The 21,268-nt window shown below is 65.7% G+C and carries 18 protein-coding genes; 7 read left to right on the forward strand and 11 right to left on the reverse strand.

Annotated elements, in window-relative coordinates; genetic code table 11:
• Positions 1-18: 18 nt before the first annotated feature.
• Both PSUB009319_RS07300 and PSUB009319_RS07305 read right to left on the reverse strand, forming a co-directional pair.
• Entirely contained in the window at positions 19-3,936 is a 3,918-nt protein-coding gene (locus tag PSUB009319_RS07300; RefSeq protein ID WP_124381569.1) for a translocation/assembly module TamB domain-containing protein, read from the reverse strand.
• A 118-nt stretch (positions 3,937-4,054) separates the two neighbouring features.
• The gene (locus PSUB009319_RS07305; protein WP_124381570.1) at positions 4,055-5,842 is read right to left on the reverse strand and encodes an autotransporter assembly complex family protein; all 1,788 of its coding nucleotides are present in this window, start codon (positions 5,840-5,842) and stop codon (positions 4,055-4,057) included.
• Between the two features lie 237 nt (positions 5,843-6,079).
• Here PSUB009319_RS07305 and PSUB009319_RS07310 point away from each other — a divergent pair, with 237 nt between their 5' ends.
• From PSUB009319_RS07310 to panC, 3 genes are read left to right on the forward strand one after another with little or no spacing between them, the layout of a single operon-like run.
• A complete protein-coding gene (locus tag PSUB009319_RS07310) occupies positions 6,080-6,268 on the forward strand; it encodes a DUF3460 family protein (protein ID WP_009241263.1) in 189 nt (62 codons plus the stop codon).
• 39 nt (positions 6,269-6,307) lie between these two features.
• Positions 6,308-7,189 (forward strand): ScpA family protein, encoded by an 882-nt coding sequence (locus tag PSUB009319_RS07315; RefSeq protein ID WP_124381571.1) that lies wholly within the window; start codon positions 6,308-6,310, stop codon positions 7,187-7,189.
• Positions 7,190-7,223: 34 nt separating this feature from the next.
• Positions 7,224-8,075, forward strand: coding sequence for a pantoate--beta-alanine ligase (panC, locus tag PSUB009319_RS07320; protein WP_124381572.1), 852 nt, complete (start codon positions 7,224-7,226; stop codon positions 8,073-8,075).
• A 593-nt stretch (positions 8,076-8,668) separates the two neighbouring features.
• On the opposite strand, the gene PSUB009319_RS07330 is transcribed toward panC, so the two are convergent.
• Together PSUB009319_RS07330 and PSUB009319_RS07335 are read right to left on the reverse strand one after the other, a co-directional pair.
• Complete coding sequence (locus PSUB009319_RS07330) at positions 8,669-9,343, reverse strand: ParA family protein (protein WP_124381574.1); 675 nt, start codon at positions 9,341-9,343, stop codon at positions 8,669-8,671.
• Between the two features lie 85 nt (positions 9,344-9,428).
• The gene (locus PSUB009319_RS07335; RefSeq protein WP_185453429.1) at positions 9,429-10,925 is read right to left on the reverse strand and encodes a cobyric acid synthase; all 1,497 of its coding nucleotides are present in this window, start codon (positions 10,923-10,925) and stop codon (positions 9,429-9,431) included.
• A gap of 48 nt (positions 10,926-10,973) precedes the next feature.
• Between PSUB009319_RS07335 and cobU the strand changes: the two genes are divergently transcribed.
• From cobU to PSUB009319_RS07355, 4 genes are read left to right on the forward strand one after another with little or no spacing between them, the layout of a single operon-like run.
• Entirely contained in the window at positions 10,974-11,549 is a 576-nt protein-coding gene (cobU, locus tag PSUB009319_RS07340; RefSeq protein WP_124381575.1) for a bifunctional adenosylcobinamide kinase/adenosylcobinamide-phosphate guanylyltransferase, read from the forward strand.
• Positions 11,546-12,544 (forward strand): adenosylcobinamide-phosphate synthase CbiB, encoded by a 999-nt coding sequence (cbiB, locus tag PSUB009319_RS07345; RefSeq protein ID WP_260392903.1) that lies wholly within the window; start codon positions 11,546-11,548, stop codon positions 12,542-12,544. The genes cobU and cbiB overlap by 4 nt, the downstream gene beginning before the upstream one ends.
• A gap of 5 nt (positions 12,545-12,549) precedes the next feature.
• Positions 12,550-13,557 (forward strand): threonine-phosphate decarboxylase CobD, encoded by a 1,008-nt coding sequence (gene cobD / locus PSUB009319_RS07350; RefSeq protein WP_124381679.1) that lies wholly within the window; start codon positions 12,550-12,552, stop codon positions 13,555-13,557.
• Positions 13,558-13,567: 10 nt separating this feature from the next.
• Entirely contained in the window at positions 13,568-14,512 is a 945-nt protein-coding gene (locus PSUB009319_RS07355; RefSeq protein ID WP_124381576.1) for a cobalamin-binding protein, read from the forward strand.
• Positions 14,513-14,525: 13 nt separating this feature from the next.
• Here the strand turns inward: PSUB009319_RS07355 and cobC are convergent, their stop codons facing one another.
• Genes cobC through PSUB009319_RS07390 form a run of 7 tightly spaced genes read right to left on the reverse strand, consistent with a single transcriptional unit; the run spans position 14,526 to position 21,262 of the window.
• A complete protein-coding gene (gene cobC / locus PSUB009319_RS07360; protein WP_124381577.1) occupies positions 14,526-15,104 on the reverse strand; it encodes an alpha-ribazole phosphatase in 579 nt (192 codons plus the stop codon).
• The gene (locus PSUB009319_RS07365) at positions 15,089-15,859 is read right to left on the reverse strand and encodes an adenosylcobinamide-GDP ribazoletransferase (protein ID WP_124381578.1); all 771 of its coding nucleotides are present in this window, start codon (positions 15,857-15,859) and stop codon (positions 15,089-15,091) included. The genes cobC and PSUB009319_RS07365 overlap by 16 nt, the downstream gene beginning before the upstream one ends.
• Positions 15,856-16,920, reverse strand: a complete 1,065-nt coding sequence (gene cobT / locus PSUB009319_RS07370; protein ID WP_124381579.1) for a nicotinate-nucleotide--dimethylbenzimidazole phosphoribosyltransferase — start codon at positions 16,918-16,920, stop codon at positions 15,856-15,858. The genes PSUB009319_RS07365 and cobT overlap by 4 nt, the downstream gene beginning before the upstream one ends.
• Positions 16,920-17,540: a cob(I)yrinic acid a,c-diamide adenosyltransferase gene (gene cobO / locus PSUB009319_RS07375; RefSeq protein ID WP_124381680.1), complete on the reverse strand. Its 621-nt coding sequence runs from the start codon at positions 17,538-17,540 to the stop codon at positions 16,920-16,922. Before cobO ends, cobT begins: the two co-directional genes overlap by 1 nt.
• Positions 17,530-18,378, reverse strand: coding sequence for an ABC transporter ATP-binding protein (locus PSUB009319_RS07380; RefSeq protein WP_124381580.1), 849 nt, complete (start codon positions 18,376-18,378; stop codon positions 17,530-17,532). The genes cobO and PSUB009319_RS07380 overlap by 11 nt, the downstream gene beginning before the upstream one ends.
• Positions 18,375-19,382, reverse strand: a complete 1,008-nt coding sequence (locus PSUB009319_RS07385; RefSeq protein ID WP_124381581.1) for an iron ABC transporter permease — start codon at positions 19,380-19,382, stop codon at positions 18,375-18,377. Before PSUB009319_RS07385 ends, PSUB009319_RS07380 begins: the two co-directional genes overlap by 4 nt.
• Positions 19,379-21,262 (reverse strand): TonB-dependent siderophore receptor, encoded by a 1,884-nt coding sequence (locus tag PSUB009319_RS07390; RefSeq protein ID WP_124381582.1) that lies wholly within the window; start codon positions 21,260-21,262, stop codon positions 19,379-19,381. The genes PSUB009319_RS07385 and PSUB009319_RS07390 overlap by 4 nt, the downstream gene beginning before the upstream one ends.
• Positions 21,263-21,268: the final 6 nt, after the last annotated feature.

Genomic DNA, 21,268 nt, shown 5'->3' on the forward strand with positions numbered 1-21,268 from the left:
GGCAGCCGGATTACCCGATTACCACCGCTTGTTGAACAGCACCGACGCGCCGTTGATCGTGCCGCCGCGCGCCACCACGGACCACCGCCGTGAGAACTGCCACGTCAGTTTGACGATGGAATCGGCCGTCGACAGGCTCTGTTCGTACCCGACCGTGATGCGCTCCGAAATCGCCTTGCCCAGGCTCACCACCTGCGGATCAGTCAGCCCGGCGGTGGACGGCCCGATGGAAAACTCGTCGAGCCCAATGCGCCGCGCCACGTTCTTGCCGGCCACGTTGCCCAACAGGCCAAGCGCCGCGCCGGACATCGCCTGCTGCTGGCCCAGGCCCGCGTTCGATGCGCTGTAGCCGAACATCAGCCACGAGAGTTTGTCTTCGTCGGGCACATTCGGCTCGGAGACGAGCTTTACGCGCGGCTGGCGCACGGTGCCCGTCACCTGCACGCCGGCCTCGACTTCCTGGTTGCGCCGCATGGCGGTGATGTTGAATGACGGATTGTTGATCGGCCCGACAAAGTTCAGCACGCCCTGCTCGATGGCCAGCTTGCGGCCGAACGCCTCGTACGTGCTGCCCTGGCGCACGTAGATCGTGCCGGTGCCACGCAGAGGCACCAGCGGTTCGCTGTGCACGTGCATCTGGCCGCCGAGCGAGAGGTCTGCGCCCGCGCCCTTGAAGCGGAAGTTGTCGCCAAAATCAACATCGACATCGACCACCGGGCTGAAGCGGCCAGCGGGCTTTTCTTCGCGTTTGACGCCACGCTCGGCCTGGTTGCGAGCGGCATCGGCGCGGCGCACGATGACCACATCGTCGCCCAACGCCGGTGCGCCGTCTTTCGGCAGATCGAACAAGCCGCGGTCAACTTTGAACTTGCCGGTGATGGCCACGCGGTCGTTGTCGTTGGCGATGCGCGCCTGGCCGGAGAGCACCAGCGTGCGGTCCGGATCGGCGAAGAGCTGCAGCTTGTCGGCCACGATGGAGCCGGCCAGATTCGGGTTGGCCTCGCCAAGCTGCACGCGGCCCTGTGCCCGCACGGTGCCGTCGCCGCCGTGGAACATCACCTCCTGCAGGTCGACCACGTTCTGGTCGAGCGCCACGCGCACCACGCCCTTGGTCAGGCGGATGCCCTGGTCATATAGCGCCACGTCAATGTCCTGCCCCGTCAGGAAGCCGCTCACCTTGGGCGCGCCCACCGTTCCGGCAAACGTCAGGCTGGCCGCCAACTGGCCGTCCGTTGCGATGTCAGGGCCAAGCAAGTCGCCAATGCCCTTGAGGTGCGGCAGGCTGATCGTCAAGCCGCCGGACAGAGGCGAGGCAGGTGCCATCAGTGCCAATGCGCCCGGCCCCGGATCACGCACGAGCCCGACACCGGCATCGAGGTAGAGATTGCCGACGCGCGTGGATTGCACGTTGCCGCGCAGCCCCAGGCGCATGCCTTCGCCGCGCACTTCCACAGTCGCTTCGGTCAGGCCCAGCGGCGTGAAACCGCGGCCGGCGTTGATCGACAGATCGCCGCTGCGGCGGGCGATGCGCGCAGTGCCGGTAGCTGTGCTGCCGAGGTCCAGATCCCATTGGCCGTCGACGACGAGATCCGTGCGTACCGGCGGTGCCTGGCCCGTCCAGGTGCGTACAAGCTCCAGCACCCGAGCGGTCTGCAAACCGTCGACGTGCCCGGCGCTGCGCACGTGGCCCTGTGTGGATTCAATGCGCTCGATATGGATGGGCGTCTGATCCAGCGTCAGGTCTGCGCGGCCCATCAGGAGGCGGCCCGGCGCTACCGACAGGCGCACCGGCGCCGTGAGCTGCAGGTTGGGTGCGCCCTGCGCCGACAGCGCGGAGATCGTGCCATCCCATCCGTCGCCGTCCTTGGCCGGCGTCAGCGCGCCATCCCCCGCCAGCGCGAACCTGAACGGCTGGTTGCGCACGTTACCGTCAGCATCCGCGCGGAAGCGATGGGCGCGGCGCGTGCCGTCCAGCGTGGCGTGCACCTCGCGCAACGACAGGCTCGGGCCCGTCACGCGCTGCGCAGTCAGCTCGAACAGCAATGGCCCGTCGATCCCGTCGCGGATCTGCGCACGGCCGTGGGCGGTATCGATCTTGTTGCCTTGATAGGCGAGCTGGTTGGCGCGGAACGTGGCATCGACCTGTGGCCGCTTGATCGTGCCGGACACATCGCCCGACAAGGTCAGCGCGCCGCTCACGCCAAGCTGCAAACGCGCAAGCTGCGGCGCGTCGACTTCAACATGCATGCGGTCGCCTGCCCCCCCAAAGCTGCCGCGCAGGCTGGCCTTGTTGCCTGCCATGTCGAGTTTCGCATCGCTGGGCAGCAGGCGTTCGCCGCGCAAATGGACGTTGCCGTCGCCGGTCATCGGCAAGCCGGCGTAGTCACTGTCGCGCACGGCAAACTTGATGGCCGCGTCGATCGGCTCACCCAGCGTGCCGCGCGCATCAAACTCCGCATTGATGCGGCCCTTGGCCACCTTCGCCAGCCGCGACGGATCGAACTCCGCCAGGTTGCCCTTGAAGGCGAACGACTGCGCATCGTCATGCTTGAGCGTGCCCGCCAGCGTCAGCCGCGAACGGCCAAGCGATACCTGTGCGTTCTCGACCGCTACCAGCGCCGCATCGAGCACCGCCTTTGCTTGCGCACGCATATCGCCACCCGCCAGATCCAGCGCCACATGCTGCGTGCCGCCCGCAAAGTCGACGGTGATGGGGCCAGCGAGTTTCGTCTTCTCCAGCGAGGCGTGCAGCGCCTGCAAGTCAAGCTGGCGCACATCGACGCGTAACGTGCCGTGGCCTTTTTGCACATCGGCACCGCCCGTTAATTGCGCGCCGCCCAGCAGCCGCACATCCAGGCCGGTGAGCTGCTGTTCGTCTTCGTTCAGCCGCACCTGCGCGCGCAGCGATTGCAGCGGCAGCTTCTGCTTGTCGAGCGTACCGGCCTGCGCATTGTCGATCTGGATGGGGCCGGATACCGTCAACATCTTGCCCTTCTCGTCGGGACGCAAATCGGCGTGGATCGACAGCGACGCTTCTGGCGCACCCGGCGCAAACGCACGCGGATTCACGTGCTCCGCCGATATCACGGCGCGCGATAGCGGCAACGCGCCGAACGGCGTGGCGTCAATCAGCGCCTGTGCGGTCAGCTTGGCGCCGGTGCCGGTCGCGTCGATATGCAGCGTCTCAAGCGAACCCGACAGCTGCGCGGACACCGATGCATCCTGCTTCTGCCCATTCGCCTCGAATTGCGTGGCGAGCGTCGCAGCGCCGGTAAGCGGATACGGCCGCGTGCCAGTCATGCGCAAGGTGGCGGCCAGCTTGCCAGCCGGCGTTTGCATGCCGTCGAGCAGCACGTTGTGATGCACGCCGTCTGTGTGCAGGCTGCCGGCAATCGACTTCAGTTCGGTGGTCGACGTGCCCTGCCGGACGGCAAGACGATCGACGGCAAGGCGGTCCACATCCAGCGCCAGCGGCAACACGAGCGAATCGGGCGGGCCGCTCCGCGGTGAGGGCGGTGTCGGATGCAGGATCACCTCGACATTGCCCACACGCAGATAGGCGAAGTGCACATGCCACGGGCCACGCGTGACGGCCCAGCGGCCTTCCACGTGGTCGATACGCACTTCCGTGCTGCCCGCGCGCACGTGCAGATCACGCAACGACAGGCCCTTGCGCACCGTGCCGCCCTCCAGCTTGCCGGACACATAGGCGTGGCCAAAGCGGGTGGCGAGCGACCACAACTGCGCCGTGCCCGACTGCGAATGAATCGCCCAGACCAGCCAGCCGGCCAGCGCCAGCACGATCACCAGCACAAGGGCGATGAAGCCACCGAACCAGCGCAGCGTGCGGCGGCCCCAGCCTCGCTCGGGGCGCTTGGGGCGCTCGGGGCGCGGTGCGTCGGGCGGGTTGTCGTCAGGCGTTTGCGAATCGGTCATGTCGCCGCCTCCAGACGGCAATCGGTCAGTTTGCCCCCGCAGTGTCGGCGGCTGGCGGCATTCGCGGCCGCGCGCGTCTGCGCCACGCGGAGCCTCTGCTTACTGCTCATACTGGCCTTCAGAACGCGATGCCCAGCGACACGCTCGGCCGGAACTGCTTCTGTTGGATGCCATAGGCCATATCAAGCTGGATCGGCCCAACCGGGCTCTTCCAGCGCACGCCGATGCCCACGCCGTTGAACCAGCGGCGCTCCGACCAGTTGTCGGTGGCGGTGCCGGTATCCCAGAACACGGCGGCGCCCCATTGCGGCAGGAACCAGCGTTGATACTCCAACCCGCCTGTCACGAGGAACTTGGTCGGCAGCGTGCTGCCGTTGACGTCGTTACCGATGCTCTGGAAATCGTAGCCGCGCACTGACTGCGTGCCGCCCGTGCGAAAGCGCAGCGTGGCCGGCACGCCATCGCCCGAACCGGAGGTGATGACCGCACCCAGCTCCCCCCGCGCGACAAAAATATCGCGCTGCCCAACCGGCACGAACTGGCGGATACGGCTGTACGAACGCACAAACGATTGGTCCGTCAGCACGCCCTTCACCGCAGCGCCGATCTGCGTCGTGATGATGTTGCCGCGGCGCGGGAACAGCGGGTCGTCCACATCGCGGCGCGTCCAGGCAAAGCCGGGCACGAGTGCCTTGCTCAACTGGCGCTCGGCGCCTTCGGGGCGCAAGTCGTCGTAGTAGAAATCAACGGTAAACGAGGTCTCGTAGATACCACGCACGCGTGTCTGCTTGAAGCCGGAACGATAGCTGCGCGTCTCGGTGCCCGAGGTATCGGTGCGGTCCATGCTGGTGTAGACGCTGTTCACGTATTGCTTGTCGTCGGGCGGCACGGTCACGCCCGCAAACAAGTATTGGCGACGCTGTTCGATACGGGCTTGCGTGTCGACCACCCATGCCTTGCTGAACAGATTCAGATACTGATAGCGCCCTTCCACCGAGGCGCCGGTATCTGTGCCGTAACCCACACCACTGGTGATGCGGTTGGGCGGGTACTCCCGCACGCGCACACGCACTGGCGCGTTGACCGGATTCTTCGGGTCATCGCCCAAGTCAACGATGGCATTGGAGAAATACGGCTGCCCCTGAATGGCGGCCTGCAACGATTGCAAACGATCGGCCGAGTAATCCTCGCCCACGCGCAACGGGTTCACGTGGTCGATGATGCTGTGCGGGTAGCGCGACAGACCCTGTACATTCAACGGCCCGAGCGTGTAAGCGGGGCCGCTGTCATAGCTCACCGCCAGGTCCGCCTTGCTTTCGTCCGGATCGACCCGCGCCTGCGACGATGTCTGCTTGGCCGCGTAATAACGTTTGCTTTGCAGCGCAGCCAAACCGTCGTCCTTGGCCTTGTCCCACCCGGCCTGGCGGAAGGCCATGCCATGCTGCAGCCCCCATGATTTCTTCAGTTCATCAATGCGCTTGGCGTCCTGCGTGATCGCGCCGGTAAAGTCGAGCGCTACGACGTCGATGGTGGTACGCGGGCCAGGCTCCACCTTCACGTTGACCACACGGTGCTCCGGCGGGCCCTCCAGCTTCGCGGTCGCTTTGGGTACGAAATAGCCTTCGGTGGCCGTCAGCTTGGTGACCTGATCGCCAATGGTCTCGACCATGTACTGGAGCTGATCGTCAGTGATGTCTTTGCGATCTTTGTAGCGCGGCAGATCCAGGTGGCGCTCAAGCAGGTCACGGATAGACTTCGGCGCGTCGATCTTGACGTCGTACTCGGCATGCGCCGGCGCGCAGGCGAGGGACATGGCAACGCCAGCCCACAGCACGACGGCGGGCAAACCAGGGAAACGAAAGCGTGGTGGTCGTGACGGTCGCGATGGTCGATTGGAGCCGGTCATCGTGGCAAACGTGGCGCCGCCCCACGGGCCGGCTGCGTCAAAGGAAAGGCGTATTTGACCATACCGACCCCGGCGGGTGCCCAGGCAAATGCAACGAATGCTGCCTTCCGGATCGGCCAGAGGGGTTTCGCACGTGCCGTGCCCGCGGGCTATACCACGGCCAATACGGTAAAATGCGCCGGTTTTCCGTCCGGGCGCTTTTCGGGCGGGCAAGATCACACAACATCACATACCGCCATGGCCCTGTACAAGTCCGAGATCACCCAGTTTCTGGAAGAACTCAAGACCCAGAAGCCCGACCTGGAAGCGCAGCAGCGCCAAGGTCGCTCCCTGCTGTGGGACAAGGACCCGATTGACCTGGAAGAGCGTGCACGCGCCAAGTCAGCCCGCGTGGCGCAAAAGCCTTACGTCTACTCGCTGGACTGATCGGCCGACGGGCCGCAAACCCGTCAGGCTCGCCGCCGCATGACCACATCCGCGCAGGACAAGCTGCCACTGCCCGTCGAGCTGCCCAGCGTGGCGCCCGATCAGGATTCCACGCCCGTGCAGGTCGACGGCCTCGCATTTGCGCGGCTCTACGGCGAGCCGCTGTTCAAGCTCCCGCAGGATCTCTACATCCCGCCCGATGCGCTCGAGATCTTCCTTGAGGCGTTTGAAGGGCCGCTGGACTTGCTGCTGTATCTGATCCGCCGCCAGAACTTCAACGTGCTGGACATTCCGCTGGCGCAGGTCACGCGACAGTACCTGGCGTACATCGAGCAGATCCGCGCGACCAACCTTGAGCTGGCCGCCGAATACCTGCTGATGGCCGCCATGCTGATCGAGATCAAGTCGCGCATGCTGCTGCCGGTCAAGAAAACCGACGAAGGCGTTGAACCCGAAGACCCGCGCGCCGAACTGGTGCGCCGCCTGCTCGAATACGAGCAGATGAAGCTGGCCGCCCAGAAGCTCGACACCGTACCGCAGCTGGGCCGCGACTTCCTGCGCGCCCAGGTCTACATCGAGCAAAGCCTCGCGCCGCGCTACCCCGACGTCAATTCCGACGACCTGCGCATCGCGTGGGCCGATGTGCTGCGCCGGGCAAAGCTCACGCAGCATCACAAGATCTCGCGCGAAGAGCTGTCTGTGCGCGAGCACATGAGCCAGATCCTGCGCCGTCTGCAGCACGCGCGGTTTATGGAGTTCACCGAGCTGTTTGAAGAAGCGATCCAGTCCGGCAAGGGCGCACCCATCGTGGTGGTCAACTTTGTCGCCATGCTGGAGCTTTCGCGCGAATCGCTGCTCGAAATCACGCAGGCTGAACCGTACGCGCCCATTTACGTGCGCCTCGCCTACTCCCCGACCTGACCCAGCGTCAGGTCAGCCAGGTCACACAACAACTATGAAAGTCATCTCGTCGATCCAGGAACTGCGCGACCAATTGCGCGGCCAGAACCGCGTCGCCTTCGTGCCGACCATGGGCAACCTGCATGAGGGCCACCTGAGCCTGATGCGCCTGGCGCGCCAGCACGGCGATCCGGTGGTGGCCTCCATCTTCGTGAACCGCCTGCAATTTGGTCCGAACGAAGACTTCGACAAATACCCGCGCACGCTGCAGGACGACATTGAAAAGCTGCAGAAGGAAGGTGTGTACGTGCTGTTCGCCCCCACCGAGCGCGACATGTACCCCGAGCCGCAGGAATACCGCGTCGACCCGCCACACGACCTGGGCGACACGCTGGAAGGCGAGTTCCGCCCCGGCTTCTTCAAGGGCGTGTGCACGGTGGTAATGAAGCTGTTCTGCTGCGTGCAGCCGCGCGTGGCCGTGTTCGGCAAGAAGGACTACCAGCAGTTGATGATCGTGCGCCGCATGGCCCATCAGTTTGCGCTGCCGGTAGACATCATCCCGGCCGAAACGGTGCGCGCGGATGACGGCCTGGCGCTATCGTCACGCAACGTCTACCTGACCAACGAAGAGCGCGCCGAAGCGCCCGAGCTGTACCGCACGCTGCATCAGGTGCGCCAGGACGTGCTGGAAACCGTGTTGCAGGGCCAGGCCTCGCATGAAGAGGTGACCAACAAGGCGATGGAGTATCTGCGTGGCCGCGGCTGGCAACCCGACTATGTGGCCGTGCGCCGCCGTACCGATCTGCAAAAGCCGACGCCCGAGAACGTCGCCGCAGGTGAACCACTGGTCGTGCTGACTGCGGCCAAGCTCGGCAAGACGCGCCTGATCGACAACCTCGAGATCTGACAAGGCCGGCAGGCCGGGCAATCCGCGCGGCACTGCCAATCGTCAAGTCACCAGGTCAGAAGCGGCACCACGGTTGAGCGCACCTGCTCGCTGGAGATCACCCCAAAGTAGCGCCCATCAAAATCTGCTCCGGACCGCTCGCGTAAGACAAGGCGGTGTCCCACCTGTCAGTGATGTAGAAAACCGGCGGCCTGCTGGCAACGGCCATGCCGGTACGCAGCGCACCGGACGGCTCAATACCTCGCGCCAGGATTCGTTGATAACCGGAAAGGCTGGTGCCGTGATATCCGATCTTTCTTGCCGTTGGCGGCAAACCCGGCGGAATGGCAACGCGTGAAGCGTGCGGTTGGCTGTCATCCAGATCCGGTGTGTTCCGGCCGCTACCGGACGGTTGAACAGCACCCGCGCAGGCCGTTCTGATTCCTGTCCATAGCTCGCGGAGTCTGGACCGCTCCGTGCTGGGTGTTCGCGCCTCACCGGGTAACTGGTTGGATGGCACGCCATCTCCTTATCGCCGACACGTCAATCGGGCGATGACGCCCGAGGCCTGGCCTGCGCGCCAACGTATCAATGTGTCAATGGGGGCAGAGCGGTCAATCGGCCAGGGCGTCGCTTGTATGCGGGCCGGCGGAAGCAGCGTGGCCCGTCTGGTCCAACCATGAAAGGATGCCGCTCCACTGCTCCACGTCTTTGGCGACGCGCGAGGGCGCCACGTCCCAGAGCGTCAGGCCGTGCGCGGCCAGTTGCACGTAGTTCTGGGTATCCCGCAGATAACCGAGGATGGGAACCTCCAGCCCCTGCACGAAGCGCTGAAGCTGTTCAGCGGCGCGCGTGCGCATGTCCACGCGCATGCCGACCACGCCCAACTTGACTTCGCCATGGCGCACCGGCTTTTCGTCGGCCAGTTTGCGCAGGAAGGCCTGCGTAGCGAGGATGTCAAACATCGAGGGCTGCAGCGGCACGATCACATAGCCGGACATCTTGACCAGATCGCTCAGGCGCCAGCCATGCAGGCCGGCCGGGGTGTCGAGCACCACATGCGTGGTGCCCTTGGGCGGCTTGGCGATGTGGTCGGCGCTGATTTCCCAAGTGCGGATGGGCTTGGCGGTCTCGGGGCGCAGCGCCAGCCACTCGCGTGAGGACTGCTGGCGGTCGGTGTCGCCCAGCATTACGGCGTGATCCTGCGCGGCAAAGTAGCCGGCCAGATTGGTCGCCAAGGTGCTTTTGCCCACCCCGCCCTTCGGATTCGCTACAACGGCCACCGGCATGCATGCCTCCTTGTCCACATCGCGCGCTCGCTGAGTCGTGTGCTGATTCAATCACTCATCGAATCTGCCCATCCGCAATTATGGCTCAGCCCGCACGTGGCGGCGCTCCGAAGAGCGCGGCGAGGTCCAGATGCGCCTCGCACGTGTCGGCAAGGCGTTCGAGCGATGCCTCACGCAATGCGGCGTAGTCCTGCGCCTGCGCATCGCGCACGCCGGCCCAGGCGAGCAGCGCGCGGCAAGCGTGGGGCGCATCGAACAAACCGTGCAGGTAGGTGGCGAGGATTTGCCCATCGGCGGAGATCGCGCCATCTGCGCGGCCATCGTCGAGTTGCACGGCGGGCCGTGTGAGCGCCGGCCCCGCTGTCACGCCCATGTGGATTTCGTAACCGGTCATGGTTGCGCCGCCCGCTGCCAGCGCGCCGCGCACCTGACGCAATTGCTTGGCGGTCTCCAGCGTGGTCTCGAAATCAAGATAGCCAAGGCCCTCGACGCTGCCGGGCGCGCCCTCCAGCCCTTGCGGATCGTGCAAACGCCGACCGAGCATCTGCAGACCGCCGCAGATACCGATCAGCTTGCCGCCATACCGCAGATGCCGCGCGATGGCCGCTTCCCAGCCATTGGCCCGCAACCAGGCAAGGTCGGCCTGCACGCTCTTGCTGCCTGGCAGGATGATGAGGTCGGCCGGCGGAATCGGCTGCCCCGGACCAATCAGGCGCACGTCCACTTGCGGGTGCGCACGCAGTGCATCGAAATCGGTGTGGTTGGACACGCGCGGCAGCACCGGAATCACTACGCGTAGCGCATCGTCTGAAGCCGCATGCTGCGCCGTCTGCACTGCATCTTCCGCGTCAAGGTGCAGGCCGTGCAGGTAGGGCAGCACGCCAAACACCGGCTTGCCCGTCTGTGCGGTCAGCCAGTCAAGCCCCGGCGTGAGCAGTGAAATGTCGCCACGAAACCGGTTGATGACGAAGCCGGTCACGCGCGCACGTTCGCTCTCCGACAGGCAGGCGAGCGTACCGACAAGGTGCGCGAATACGCCACCACGATCGATGTCCGCGACGAGCACGACCGGGCAATCGACCGCTTCGGCAAAGCCCATGTTGGCGATGTCGCGGTCGCGCAGGTTGATCTCAGCCGGGCTGCCTGCGCCTTCCACCAGCACGAGGTCGTATTGCGCACGCAGGCGCGTGTGCGATTCGAGCACGGCAGCCATGGCAGTGGGCTTGTAGTCGTGATACGCGCGGGCGTCGAGGTCGCAGCGTGGCAGGCCGTGGATGATGATCTGCGCACCGGTATCGCTGTTGGGCTTGAGCAGCACGGGGTTCATGTCGACGGTGGGCGCCACGCCTGCGGCCAGTGCCTGCAATGCCTGCGCGCGGCCGATCTCGCCGCCGTCAGCGGTGACAGCGCTGTTGAGCGCCATGTTCTGCGGCTTGAACGGCGCCACGCGCGCACCCGCGCGAGACGCAACGCGGCACAGTCCTGCGACCAGCGTGCTCTTGCCGGCATCAGACGTGGTGCCCTGGATCATCAGCGTGCCGCGATACTCGGACAGCGGCACAGAAATCGGTGGCTTTGACATGCGCGGATTATCGCACCCGCCCTCCTGCCGCCTCGCTAGAATGCAGGGATGTCACGCCGCCTCACACTCGTCCTCGGTGGTGCCCGCTCGGGCAAGAGCCATCACGCTGAACAGCTCGCCCTGCAATGCGCGGGGCCAGTCACGTACGTCGCCACCGCCAATGAGGGCGATGAAGAGATGCAACTGCGCGTGGCCCTGCACCGCGCGCGCCGCCCAGCCGATTGGGGCTTGGTTGAAGCGCCCGTGCACCTGGCCGAAGCGCTCTACACGCACACGCAACACGGCGGTTGTGTGCTGGTCGATTGCATGACGCTGTGGCTCAACAACCTGCTCTTCTCCGAGCATCACGAATACCCCGAGACTGGCCTCATCACGCCGCCTGACGCCTGGACAGCCGAGATGGACGCGCTGCTCACTGCCCTGCCGCTGCTGCCCGGCGAGGTCATTCTCGTGAGCAACGAGATCGGCCTGGGCGTGGTGCCGATGGGCGCCGTCACGCGCTTCTATGTGGATGAGCTGGGCCGGCTGAACCAACGCCTGGCCGCACTGGCCGACAACGTGCATCTGCTGGTAGCTGGCATTCCGATGGTGGTGAAAGGGCCGGCACTCGGTGCAGCAACGTGAGCTTTCCGGTGGGTGGCGTGGGTAGCGTGGGTAGCGTATGGGATCTCGGATGGCCCCTCGTCGCGCTCGCCACGCTCGCGGGCGTGCTGCTCGATCGGCTGTTTGGCGAGGTGCCGCGCTGGCATCCGCTGGTCGGCTTCGGGCGCATCGCCACAGCCATTGAGCGCTGCATGAACTACGCGCCTGCAGCGTTGGCCTGGTCGCGCATCGTTGGTCTCATCGCGTGGCTGATCACGGTGCTGCCGTTCGTGCTGTTGGCAGAATGGCTCGTCATCATGGTGCGTCATGCATCGCCATGGCTGGGGGTTGCGCTCAATGCCATCGCGCTCTATTTCGCCATCGGCGCGCGCAGCCTGCATGACCACATCGCGCCGATTGCGCTTGCGCTGTGCGATGCGGATCTGCCCCGCGCACGCGCACTCGCCTCACGCATCGTCTCGCGTGACTTGTCTGAAGCGACCGACGAACCCATCGCCCGCGCCGCCGTGGAGTCTGCGCTGGAGAACGGCAGCGATGCCATCTTCGCGCCGCTGTTCTGGCTGGTGGTGGCCGGTGCGCCGGGTGTGGTGCTGTATCGGCTGGCCAACACGCTCGATGCAATGTGGGGCTATCGCAATGCGCGCTTTAACGGCTTTGGTTGGGCGGCCGCGCGCATCGACGACGTGCTCAACTGGATGCCCGCCCGGCTCACGGCGATGAGCTATGCGCTGCTAGGCCACACCGCAGATGCGCTGCGCTGCTGGCGTGCGCAGGCGCCGCACTGGTCGAGCCCGAACGCGGGCCCGGTGATGGCCGCAGGTGCGGGCAGCCTGCGCGTGCGGCTGGGCGGCGCCGCATGCTACGCAGGCGTGGAGGAGGCCCGCCCGCCGCTGGGCATCGGTGAACCCGCCACCGCCGCCGATATCACGCGTGCGCTGACGCTGGTGTCGCGCACGCTGTGGCTGTGGCTCGGCATGCTGGCGCTGATTGCTGCCGTGGCAGGGGGCGTATCGTGAGTGCTATCAGCGGCATCGTCCATGGCGGCAACCTTGCAGCCGCACGCGCCCGTTACAGTGAGCCTGCCGGCGGCTGGCTGGACTTGTCTACGGGCATCAACCCACACGGCTATCCCGTCCCGCCAATCCCGCCCGACGCCTGGCTGCGCCTGCCCGAAGACGATGGCCTCGAAGCCCAGGCAGCCGCGCATTACGGCGTGAGCGATGCGCGTGCCGTGCTGGCGGTTGCGGGCACGCAGGCGGCGATCCGCACACTGCCAACCCTGCTGCCACGCGGGCGAGTTGGCATCGCGCACGTCGGCTACAGCGAATATGCGCCCGCTTTTGCACGCGCCGGTCACGACGTCGCGCTGCTGCCCGAAGCGGTGTTTCTCGGTGATCTGCCTGACGACGTGCGGCACATGGTCGTCGTCAACCCGAACAACCCGACAGCGCGCCTGCTGCGCGTGGAAACACTGCGCGACTGGCACACGCGTCTGCATGCGCGCGGCGGCACGTTGATCGTGGACGAAGCCTTCATCGAAGCGTTCGATGAAGGCCCGACGCTGGCCCCGCTGGCGGGAACGCCGGGGCTGGTGGTACTGCGCTCCACCGGCAAGTTCTATGGGTTGGCTGGCGCACGCATCGGCTTCACGCTGGCCGCGCCTGATCTGCTGGCCTCACTGCGCGAGGCACTGGGGCACTGGACCGTCAACGGCCCAGCCCGCGCCGTGGTGCGCGCCGCGCTGGCGGATACCGCGTGGCAAACCTCCACGCGCGCGCAACTGCAACAGGCAGGCGTGCGGCTCTGTGCGTTGCTTGATCGCCACGGCTTGTTGAATATCGCCACACCGCTGTTTGCCTGGGCGCCCACGCCACATGCTCATGCGCTGCACGCAAGCCTGGCGCGCCTCGGCGTCTGGACCCGGCTGTTTGAGACACCTGTCTGCGGCTTGCGCTTCGGCCTTCCTCCAAATGAGACCGGATGGCAACGTCTTGCCGATGCGCTAGCATCGCTATCGCCCCCCGTCTGATTGCGCCCCAATGCCCGCCCGCCTCCCGCGTCTTGTCCGTTGCCTGTGTGTGTTCGGTCTCACCACACTTGCGCTAGCGATCGCCACCGCTCCGGCGCTTGCCGCCATCTCTGTCACCGACGACACCGGCGCCACCGTCACGCTGCAACGCCCTGCGCAACGCATCGTCAGCCTCGCGCCGCATGCGACTGAATTGTTGTTCGCGGCAGGTGGCGGCGGGCGCATCGTCGGCACCGTGGCCTATAGCGACTACCCACCGCCCGCCCGCGACATTGCGCAGGTGGGCGACAACCGCTCGCTGGATCTGGAACGCATTGCCGCGCTCAAGCCTGATCTGGTGGTGGTCTGGCGCCACGGCAACGCGCAAAAGCAAATCGACCGGCTGCATGCGCTGGGCATTCCGCTGTTCTTTTCCGAGCCGCATCGCATGGGCGATATCCCGCGCTCGATCGAAGCGCTGGGCACGCTGCTCGACACCCGCGCCAGTGCGCATGAGGCGGCCCAGGCGTTCGGCCAACGCACCGATACGCTGCGCCAGCGCTACGCCAGCCGGCCGCCGGTTTCGGTGTTCTATCAGGTATGGGAACAACCGCTGATGACGCTCAACGGCCAGCACATCTTCACGGACATGCTGGCGCTGTGCGGTGGCCGCAATGTGTTTGCCAGCGAGCCCTTGCTGGTGCCGACCGTCTCGCCCGAAGCCGTGATCGCGGCCAACCCTGAAGTGTTGCTGACCGCCAGCATGGGCGCGACGCAAGGCAGCCGCCCCATCGATACGCTCGACGGGTGGAAGCGCTGGCCGCAATTGCTGGCCGTGCAGCGCGGCAACCTGTTCAGCATCAATGGTGACCTGATCAACCGCTTCGGCCCGCGCCTGGTGCAAGCCGCAACACTGCTATGCGAAGACCTGGAGCAGGCGCGCTCGCGGCGCCTGGGTTCGCAGGCTGGCCGCTAACACGCACCGTCGGCTAGCGGTTCCAGAACAGCAACACCGGCAACGCGCCGGGCTGCACACGAAAACCACTGGCCGCCCCCCATTGCAGCGGCCATTGCAGCGTCTCGGCCAACGGCCGTTGCAACCAATGCGCCGCCAGCGCGCGCATGCAGCCGGCATGCGTCACGGCCCACACACATGGCACGGGCATCGCAGTCGTTGCATTGGCCCAGGTCGTCACGCGTGCCAGCAAATCCGCCGCCGACTCCCCGCCATGCGGATTGCCATGCACCAGATCACGCGCCCAGCAATCGATTTCCGCACGCGGGATGTCATCCCACTGGCAGCCTTCCCAGGCGCCGAAATCGAGTTCCATCAATTGCGCATCGATTTCGATGGCGGGCAATTGCGCCGCTTGCGCCATGGCTTCGGCCGTCAGGCGGCTGCGTTGCAACGGGCTCGCCAACAGGCGATGCGGTTTGTGAGCGACGAGTTTTTCGACGACGGCCGAAGGGTCAGGGTCCATCGGAGACGCCAGCGCCAGATCCGTACGGCCGTAGCAAAGACCAGCAGTCATGGCAGGCCGCGCGTGGCGGATCAGGATGACATCCATGCCAGCAGCCCCCACAGAACCAGCAACTCGAAAATCTGCTGCGCCATCCCCAGGCAATCGCCCGTGATGCCGCCGATGCGGCGCACGAAGTAGCGGCCCAGCAGCCAGCGCGCAACAATCAACCCGACAACGACGAGCGCCGCACACATCGGCCCGAACCACAGCAGCGGTACGACACCGAACACGCCGGTCCACAACGCATCGCCCCATCGCATGCGCTGCGCCACGGGCTTGGCCTTGCCTTCGGCGCGCACGTAGTCGTGTGTGAGCAGGTAACTGACAGCGGCCGCACGGCTGGCAGCGTGGGCGGCCACCATCGCAACAAGAAGGGCGAAACCATGCGGCGCCAACGCGCTCAGCAGTTGCCACTTGAGCAGCAACGCCATGCACACGGCAATCGCCCCAAACGCGCCGATGCGCGAGTCGTGCATGATGCGCAACCGGTCTTCTGGCGTGTAGCCGCCGCCAAAGCCGTCGGCGCAATCGGCCAAGCCGTCTTCGTGAAAGGCGCCAGTCAGCAGCAACGTGGCCACCATCGACACGGCCACTGCCACACCTGGCGCAGGCACCGTACGCAACACGAGCCAGTACACCGCGGCTGCCACTGCGCCCACCAACCAGCCAATCAGCGGAAAGTAGCGCGCCGCGCGATTCAGCCCTGCTTGCGAGAACCCGACCGACGCCGGCACAGGGATGCGGGTGAAATACCCGATCGCCGTCCACAGCGCCTGCCAGTGCTCGCGCAGGATGTTCATGGCGCGGAGCGCTCGCTCACACCTGCGCTGGCAAAGGTGGCCATCTCGCGCAGGAAGGCCACGGCCGACACGACCAGCGGATACGCCAGCACCGCCCCGCTGCCCTCACCCAGACGCAACGACAGCGACAACAGCGGCCGCGCATCGAGCATCTCGAGCAACGCACGATGCCCGCGTTCGTCCGACACGTGCCCGAACACGCAATAGTGCAGCACATCAGGCGCCATGCGGGCCGCCACCAGCACGGCAGCCGTGGCGATAAACCCATCGACAAGGATGACCATGCGACGCTGCGCTGCCTCAAGTACTGCGCCAGTCATGGCTGCGACCTCGAAACCGCCAAAGCACGCGAGCACATCGAGCGGATCATGCACGTCGGCATGTCGGGCCATTGCCGCTTCCAACACGGCACGCTTGTGGGCCAGGCCCTCATCGTCAAGACCCGTGCCGCGACCGACGCATTGCGCGACTGGCAAGCCGGCGAGCCGCGCCATCAGACACGCGGCAGACGCCGTGTTGGCGATGCCCATCTCGCCCAGCGCGATCACATTGGTACCCAGCGCCGCGTGGTGTGCCACGCGCTGTGCACCGAGCGCCATAGCGCGCTCACACTCGTCGGCGGTCATGGCAGCTTGGTGGACACGCTGGTCAGCAAAGTTGCGCGTGCCAGGGCCGATGGGCGCATCGACCAGGCCCGGTGTGTCAGCCGGCCACAGCGGAGCGGCCACGCCGGCATTCACCACTTCCAGCGCAAACTCATGCTGGCGGCAGAACACGTTGACGGCCGCGCCGCCCGCGATGAAGTTGAGCACCATCTGCGCAGTCACCGCCTGCGGATAGGCGCTCACACCTGCGTGGGCGATGCCGTGGTCTGCGGCAAACACGACCATCGCCGGGCGCGTCAGTTGCGGCGTGTCGGTGTTCTGGATCAGACCGATCTGCACGGCCAGGGATTCAAGCCGGCCCAATGCGCCGAGCGGCTTGGTTTTGCTGTCCACAGCAGCCTTCAGGCGCGTGCGCCGCGCATCATCAAACGGCGGAATATGCAGTGCTTGGCTCATTACAGTTCGACTCCCGGCTGTGCCTGAATGCCTTGGGCAAACGCATGCTTGACGAGCGCCATGTCGGTCACGGTATCCGCAGCCTCGATCAACTCGGGCGGCGCACCGCGTCCGGTAATGACGACGTGCTGCGCGGGCGGCCGCGCACGCAAATCAGCCAGCACGGTCTGCACATCAAGGTAGTTGTATTTGAGCGCGATGTTCAGTTCGTCCAGCAGCACCAGGCCGATGGAAGGGTCGTTCAGCAGCTCACGTGCGCAGGCCCATGCCGCCTGGGCTTTTTCAATGTCGCGCGTGCGGTCCTGCGTCTCCCACGTGTAGCCCTCGCCCATCACGTAAAACGCGCACTGCTCGGGAAAGCGCCGCAGAAAACGCTCCTCACCGGTCGGGATTGCACCCTTGATGAACTGCACCACGCCGACCTGCATGTCGTGCCCCATGGCGCGAATCACCATGCCAAAGCCGGAGCTGGATTTGCCCTTGCCGTTGCCGGTGTTGACCAGCAGCACGCCGCGCACATCGGTAGCAGCGGCGATCTTGGCGTCCACCACGGCTTTCTTGCGCTGCATGCGCGAGCGGTGGCGCTCGTTCAGGCCGTCGTTTTTGTCTTCAGAAATCATCATCGGGGTCTTCAGGAATCAAGGCCGTGTGGCGGCCGTCGGCCACCTCGGCAATCGGGGTGCGCAGCACGCGGGCGCAGTGTTTTGGGGTGAGCACATCGGCGGCAGCGCCAGCGTTCGTATGCCCTTGGCCATCCATCAGCAGCGCGTGCGTGGCGAAGCGGCGCGCAAGGTTCAAATCATGCACGGTCAGCACGACAAGCCAGTCATGCTTTCGGCAGCCTTCGCGCAACAAGCGCAGCACGGCAATCTGCTGATGCAAATCGAGATGTGCGACCGGTTCGTCGAGCAGCAGCACACGCGCCTCCTGCGCCACCACGGCAGCAATCGCCACGCGCTGGCGCTCGCCGCCGGAGAGCGTGCGTACATCGCGTTGTGCCAGCGATTGCAATTGCAGCGCAGACATCGCCGCATCAACAGCGTGTGCATCGGCTTCGCCCTCCCACTCCCAGCGCGCGAGATGCGGATGGCGGCCCGTCATCACCGCGGCGCGCACGCTGATCGGGAACGTATCGTGCAACGTCTGCGGCAGAAACGCGCGGCGGCGTGCCAGCGCCAGCGCGGGCCAGTCAGCAAGCGGCACACCATCGAGCGTGACGCTGCCGCCGTCCGCCGCACGCAGGCCCGCCAGCACCGCAAGCCACGTCGACTTGCCCGCGCCGTTCGGGCCGACCACGCACCAGAGCTGGCCAGCCGTGGCCGTCATCGATAGACGCTCGATCAACACGCGCCCATCGACGGCCACTCGCAGGTCGCGCAGCGCGAGTTCAGGTGCTGCGTCCGGGTGTGCATATGCATCCGAAGGGGGACCCCGACGCACACCACGTAACCAGCTCATCGCGCACCACGCATCAGCAGGTACAGGAACGTCGGCACGCCCAGCATCGTGGTGATCACACCCACCGGCAGTTGCGTCGGGGCGATCACCGTGCGGGCGATCAGATCTGCCAGCATCAGCAGCCCGCCGCCGGCCATTGCGGTGGCGGGCAGGTGGATGCGCACGTCGCGCGTCCATGCCAGACGCACCATGTGCGGCACCAGCAGCCCGACAAAGGCGACCGAGCCCGCAATCGTCACCGCCACCGCCGTGCAGAGGGAAGCCACCACGTAGATCAGCGCACGCACGCGCGCCACCGGCACACCCAGCGCACGCGCGCGCGTCTCGCCGGTCAGCAGTACGTTCAAGTCGCGCGCATGCGGCAGCACCACGGCCATCGCTGCGACAAGCGCCATCAACGCACCCGCGTAACGATCAGCGCCACCCAGGTCGCCGACCATCCAGAAGATCATGCCGCGCAGTTTGTTCTCGGGCGCGACGGTCAGAATCAAAGTAATCAAGCCCACCCAACCGGAGGCCATCACCACGCCGCCGAGCAGCAGGCGCGCATTGGCCTCGCCCGGCTCGCCGCGCCACAGGTGCTGACGCGCAAGCGCCGCCACCAGGGCCATCGACAGCAAGGCCCCCGCTCCAGCACTCGCCTGCACGCCCCACCACGGCAGCGACAACAGCATTGCCGTGAGCGCCGCCACCGCCCCGCCGCCAGACACGCCCAGCACATATGGATCGGCCAGCGGATTGCGCAGCAGCATCTGCATGAGCGCCCCGGCAAAGGCCAGCAGGCCACCGGCTGCAAATGCAGCACCCGCACGCGGCAGGCGCAACTCGGTGACGATGCCTGCAGCCAGACCATCGCCACCGCCAATCAACGCCCGCCAGACTTCGGCGGGCGATAGCTTCACGCTGCCCAGCATCAATGACGCCACCAGCACCACCGCGCACGCGAGCGCCAGCAGCGACCACAGTCGCCAGGCAAAACCGCGTGCGGGCAGTGCAGGTGTCATTGCTTCTTCGGCTCGTGCTGTTGCCACGACAGCGTGAAGAACACCCCACGCGATGCCGTGTTGTACGGATAGATCAACTGATAGTTCTTGTTCGTCACGTTCTCCACGCGCGCCGACAGTGCCCAATCCGGCGTGATCTGGTAGCGGCCGACCAGGTTCAGCAAGCCATAGCCGCCGAGCGTTTTGGTCGAATCCTGGCGGTCGCCCGCTGCATTCCACTCCACACCCGCCGAGAACGGCCCGAAAGTCTTGTACGCCGACACACTGCCGAAGTGCCGCGCGCGGCGTGACAGCAGTTGGTTGGCCGACAAGTCCTGCGGGTTCTGCATGGTAAAGCTGGCACGCAGGTCCACGCCATAGATCGAACCCCGATACGACGTCTCCACACCATTCACACGCGCACGATTGACGTTGGCGGCCGCGCAGTTGAACGACGCGTCACACACCGCAGTAATCAGGTTGCTGTAATCGGTCTCGAACGCCGTCACGCGCACCAGGCCGATCGTGCTGCTGTATTCCACGCCGCCTTCCACCGAGCGGGCTTTCTCAGGCTGCAGGGTGGGGCTGCCGAAGAACGGGTAGTACAGCTCGTTGAAGCTCGGCGCACGGAACGCGTTGCTCACGCTCGCCACGGCTTTCCATTGCGGGTTGAACGCGAAGCCGTAACCGGCGTAGTAGCTGTTGGCGCCACCGAAATCCGAGTAGCGGTCACGACGCAGGTTCAACTGCAACTGATGCGGGCCGAACTTGCCTTCGTAGCCGATGTAGCCGGAATCGATCCTACGCGTGGGCGCATCGTAGGCATCGCTGTCGATGGTGATTTGCGAATGCTCCAGGCCCACCTTCAGCAATTGGTCAGGCATGAACGCCCAATTGTTCTGCCAGCTCGCCTGCTGGTTGCGCGTGTTGAAACGACCGTTCTGCGCGCCGTTCAGGAAGTTCAGGTTTTTATCGTCACCTTGCGAGAGCGTCACGCGCGTCTTCCAGTCCTGCGTCACCTTGCCGTCCACGTACGCCGACATCGACCGCACCTGGTTATGCGCGATGTTGATATCGGTCGGGCTGCCAAAGCCGCTGTCGTAACTGACATCACCCCAGGTCTGGAAGTACGTCAGCCCTGCCTGCCAATCCGCGGAAAAGCGATGCGACAACTGCGCCGACACGCTCTTGTTCGTGTAGGGGTTGTCGTTCGGGTTGGCATTCTTGGCCTGCTGCGGATTGATTGCAGAGAAGCCGTCGGTCTTGAACTCCGACACCGACACCGCGAACGACGTATCGCCGCGCTCACCCAGCGAGCCACTGATACCCGCCTGCGCGCGCTTGGTGTTGCGTGCGCCGTACCCAATCTCTGCATTGGCCAACGGGGCATGCCCCTGGCCGCTGCGCGTGAAAATCTGCACCACGCCACCAATCGCATCGGAACCATACAGCGCTGACACGTTGCCGCGCACGACCTCGATATGGTCGATCTGGTCGGCCATCAGTTGATCGATCTGCGTGGTGCCCAGCGTAGCGGAACTCACCCGCACACCATCAATCAGAACCAGCGTCTGGCTAGAACTGGCGCCACGCATGAAAAGACTGGAACTCGTGCCGGGGCCGCCATTTTGTGCGATTTCGATGCCGGCCTCGCGGCGCAGCAGCGTCACCGCATCCGGCGCCTGCGAGCGCTCGATGTCGGCGCGGCTGATGACCGTGGTGTGCGGCAACGCATCCGACAGGGGCTGCTCGCTGCGCGAGGCCGTCACCACCGTCGGATTCAGTTCGCCCACCGCCGTGCTGGCCGTCTGCGTATTGCTTTGTGCCCAGGCCGGCGCAACTGCACCCGCCATGACCCCCGTCAGCGCACTGGCAAGCGCGCGCATGGCCGTCCGGGGCATCCGGAG

It is taken from the genome of Ralstonia sp. SET104 (assembly GCF_003851545.1).
Classification (GTDB): Bacteria; Pseudomonadota; Gammaproteobacteria; order Burkholderiales; family Burkholderiaceae; genus Ralstonia.

Bases quoted from the DNA above. Each gene is read 5' to 3' on its own strand.
- cobC (WP_124381577.1), bottom strand. From the start codon at position 15,104: ATGGATGTCATCCTGATCCGCCACGCGCGGCCTGCCATGACTGCTGGT.
- PSUB009319_RS07380 (WP_124381580.1), bottom strand. From the start codon at position 18,378: ATGAGCTGGTTACGTGGTGTGCGTCGGGGTCCCCCTTCGGATGCATAT.
- PSUB009319_RS07330 (WP_124381574.1), bottom strand. From the start codon at position 9,343: ATGCCGGTGGCCGTTGTAGCGAATCCGAAGGGCGGGGTGGGCAAAAGC.
- cobU (WP_124381575.1), top strand. From the start codon at position 10,974: ATGTCACGCCGCCTCACACTCGTCCTCGGTGGTGCCCGCTCGGGCAAG.
- PSUB009319_RS07385 (WP_124381581.1), bottom strand. From the start codon at position 19,382: ATGACACCTGCACTGCCCGCACGCGGTTTTGCCTGGCGACTGTGGTCG.
- PSUB009319_RS07300 (WP_124381569.1), bottom strand. From the start codon at position 3,936: ATGACCGATTCGCAAACGCCTGACGACAACCCGCCCGACGCACCGCGC.
- PSUB009319_RS07390 (WP_124381582.1), bottom strand. From the start codon at position 21,262: ATGCCCCGGACGGCCATGCGCGCGCTTGCCAGTGCGCTGACGGGGGTC.
- panC (WP_124381572.1), top strand. From the start codon at position 7,224: ATGAAAGTCATCTCGTCGATCCAGGAACTGCGCGACCAATTGCGCGGC.
- PSUB009319_RS07310 (WP_009241263.1), top strand. From the start codon at position 6,080: ATGGCCCTGTACAAGTCCGAGATCACCCAGTTTCTGGAAGAACTCAAG.
- PSUB009319_RS07305 (WP_124381570.1), bottom strand. From the start codon at position 5,842: ATGACCGGCTCCAATCGACCATCGCGACCGTCACGACCACCACGCTTT.
- cobT (WP_124381579.1), bottom strand. From the start codon at position 16,920: ATGAGCCAAGCACTGCATATTCCGCCGTTTGATGATGCGCGGCGCACG.
- PSUB009319_RS07355 (WP_124381576.1), top strand. From the start codon at position 13,568: ATGCCCGCCCGCCTCCCGCGTCTTGTCCGTTGCCTGTGTGTGTTCGGT.
- PSUB009319_RS07315 (WP_124381571.1), top strand. From the start codon at position 6,308: ATGACCACATCCGCGCAGGACAAGCTGCCACTGCCCGTCGAGCTGCCC.
- cobO (WP_124381680.1), bottom strand. From the start codon at position 17,540: ATGATTTCTGAAGACAAAAACGACGGCCTGAACGAGCGCCACCGCTCG.
- PSUB009319_RS07365 (WP_124381578.1), bottom strand. From the start codon at position 15,859: ATGAACATCCTGCGCGAGCACTGGCAGGCGCTGTGGACGGCGATCGGG.
- PSUB009319_RS07335 (WP_185453429.1), bottom strand. From the start codon at position 10,925: ATGTCAAAGCCACCGATTTCTGTGCCGCTGTCCGAGTATCGCGGCACG.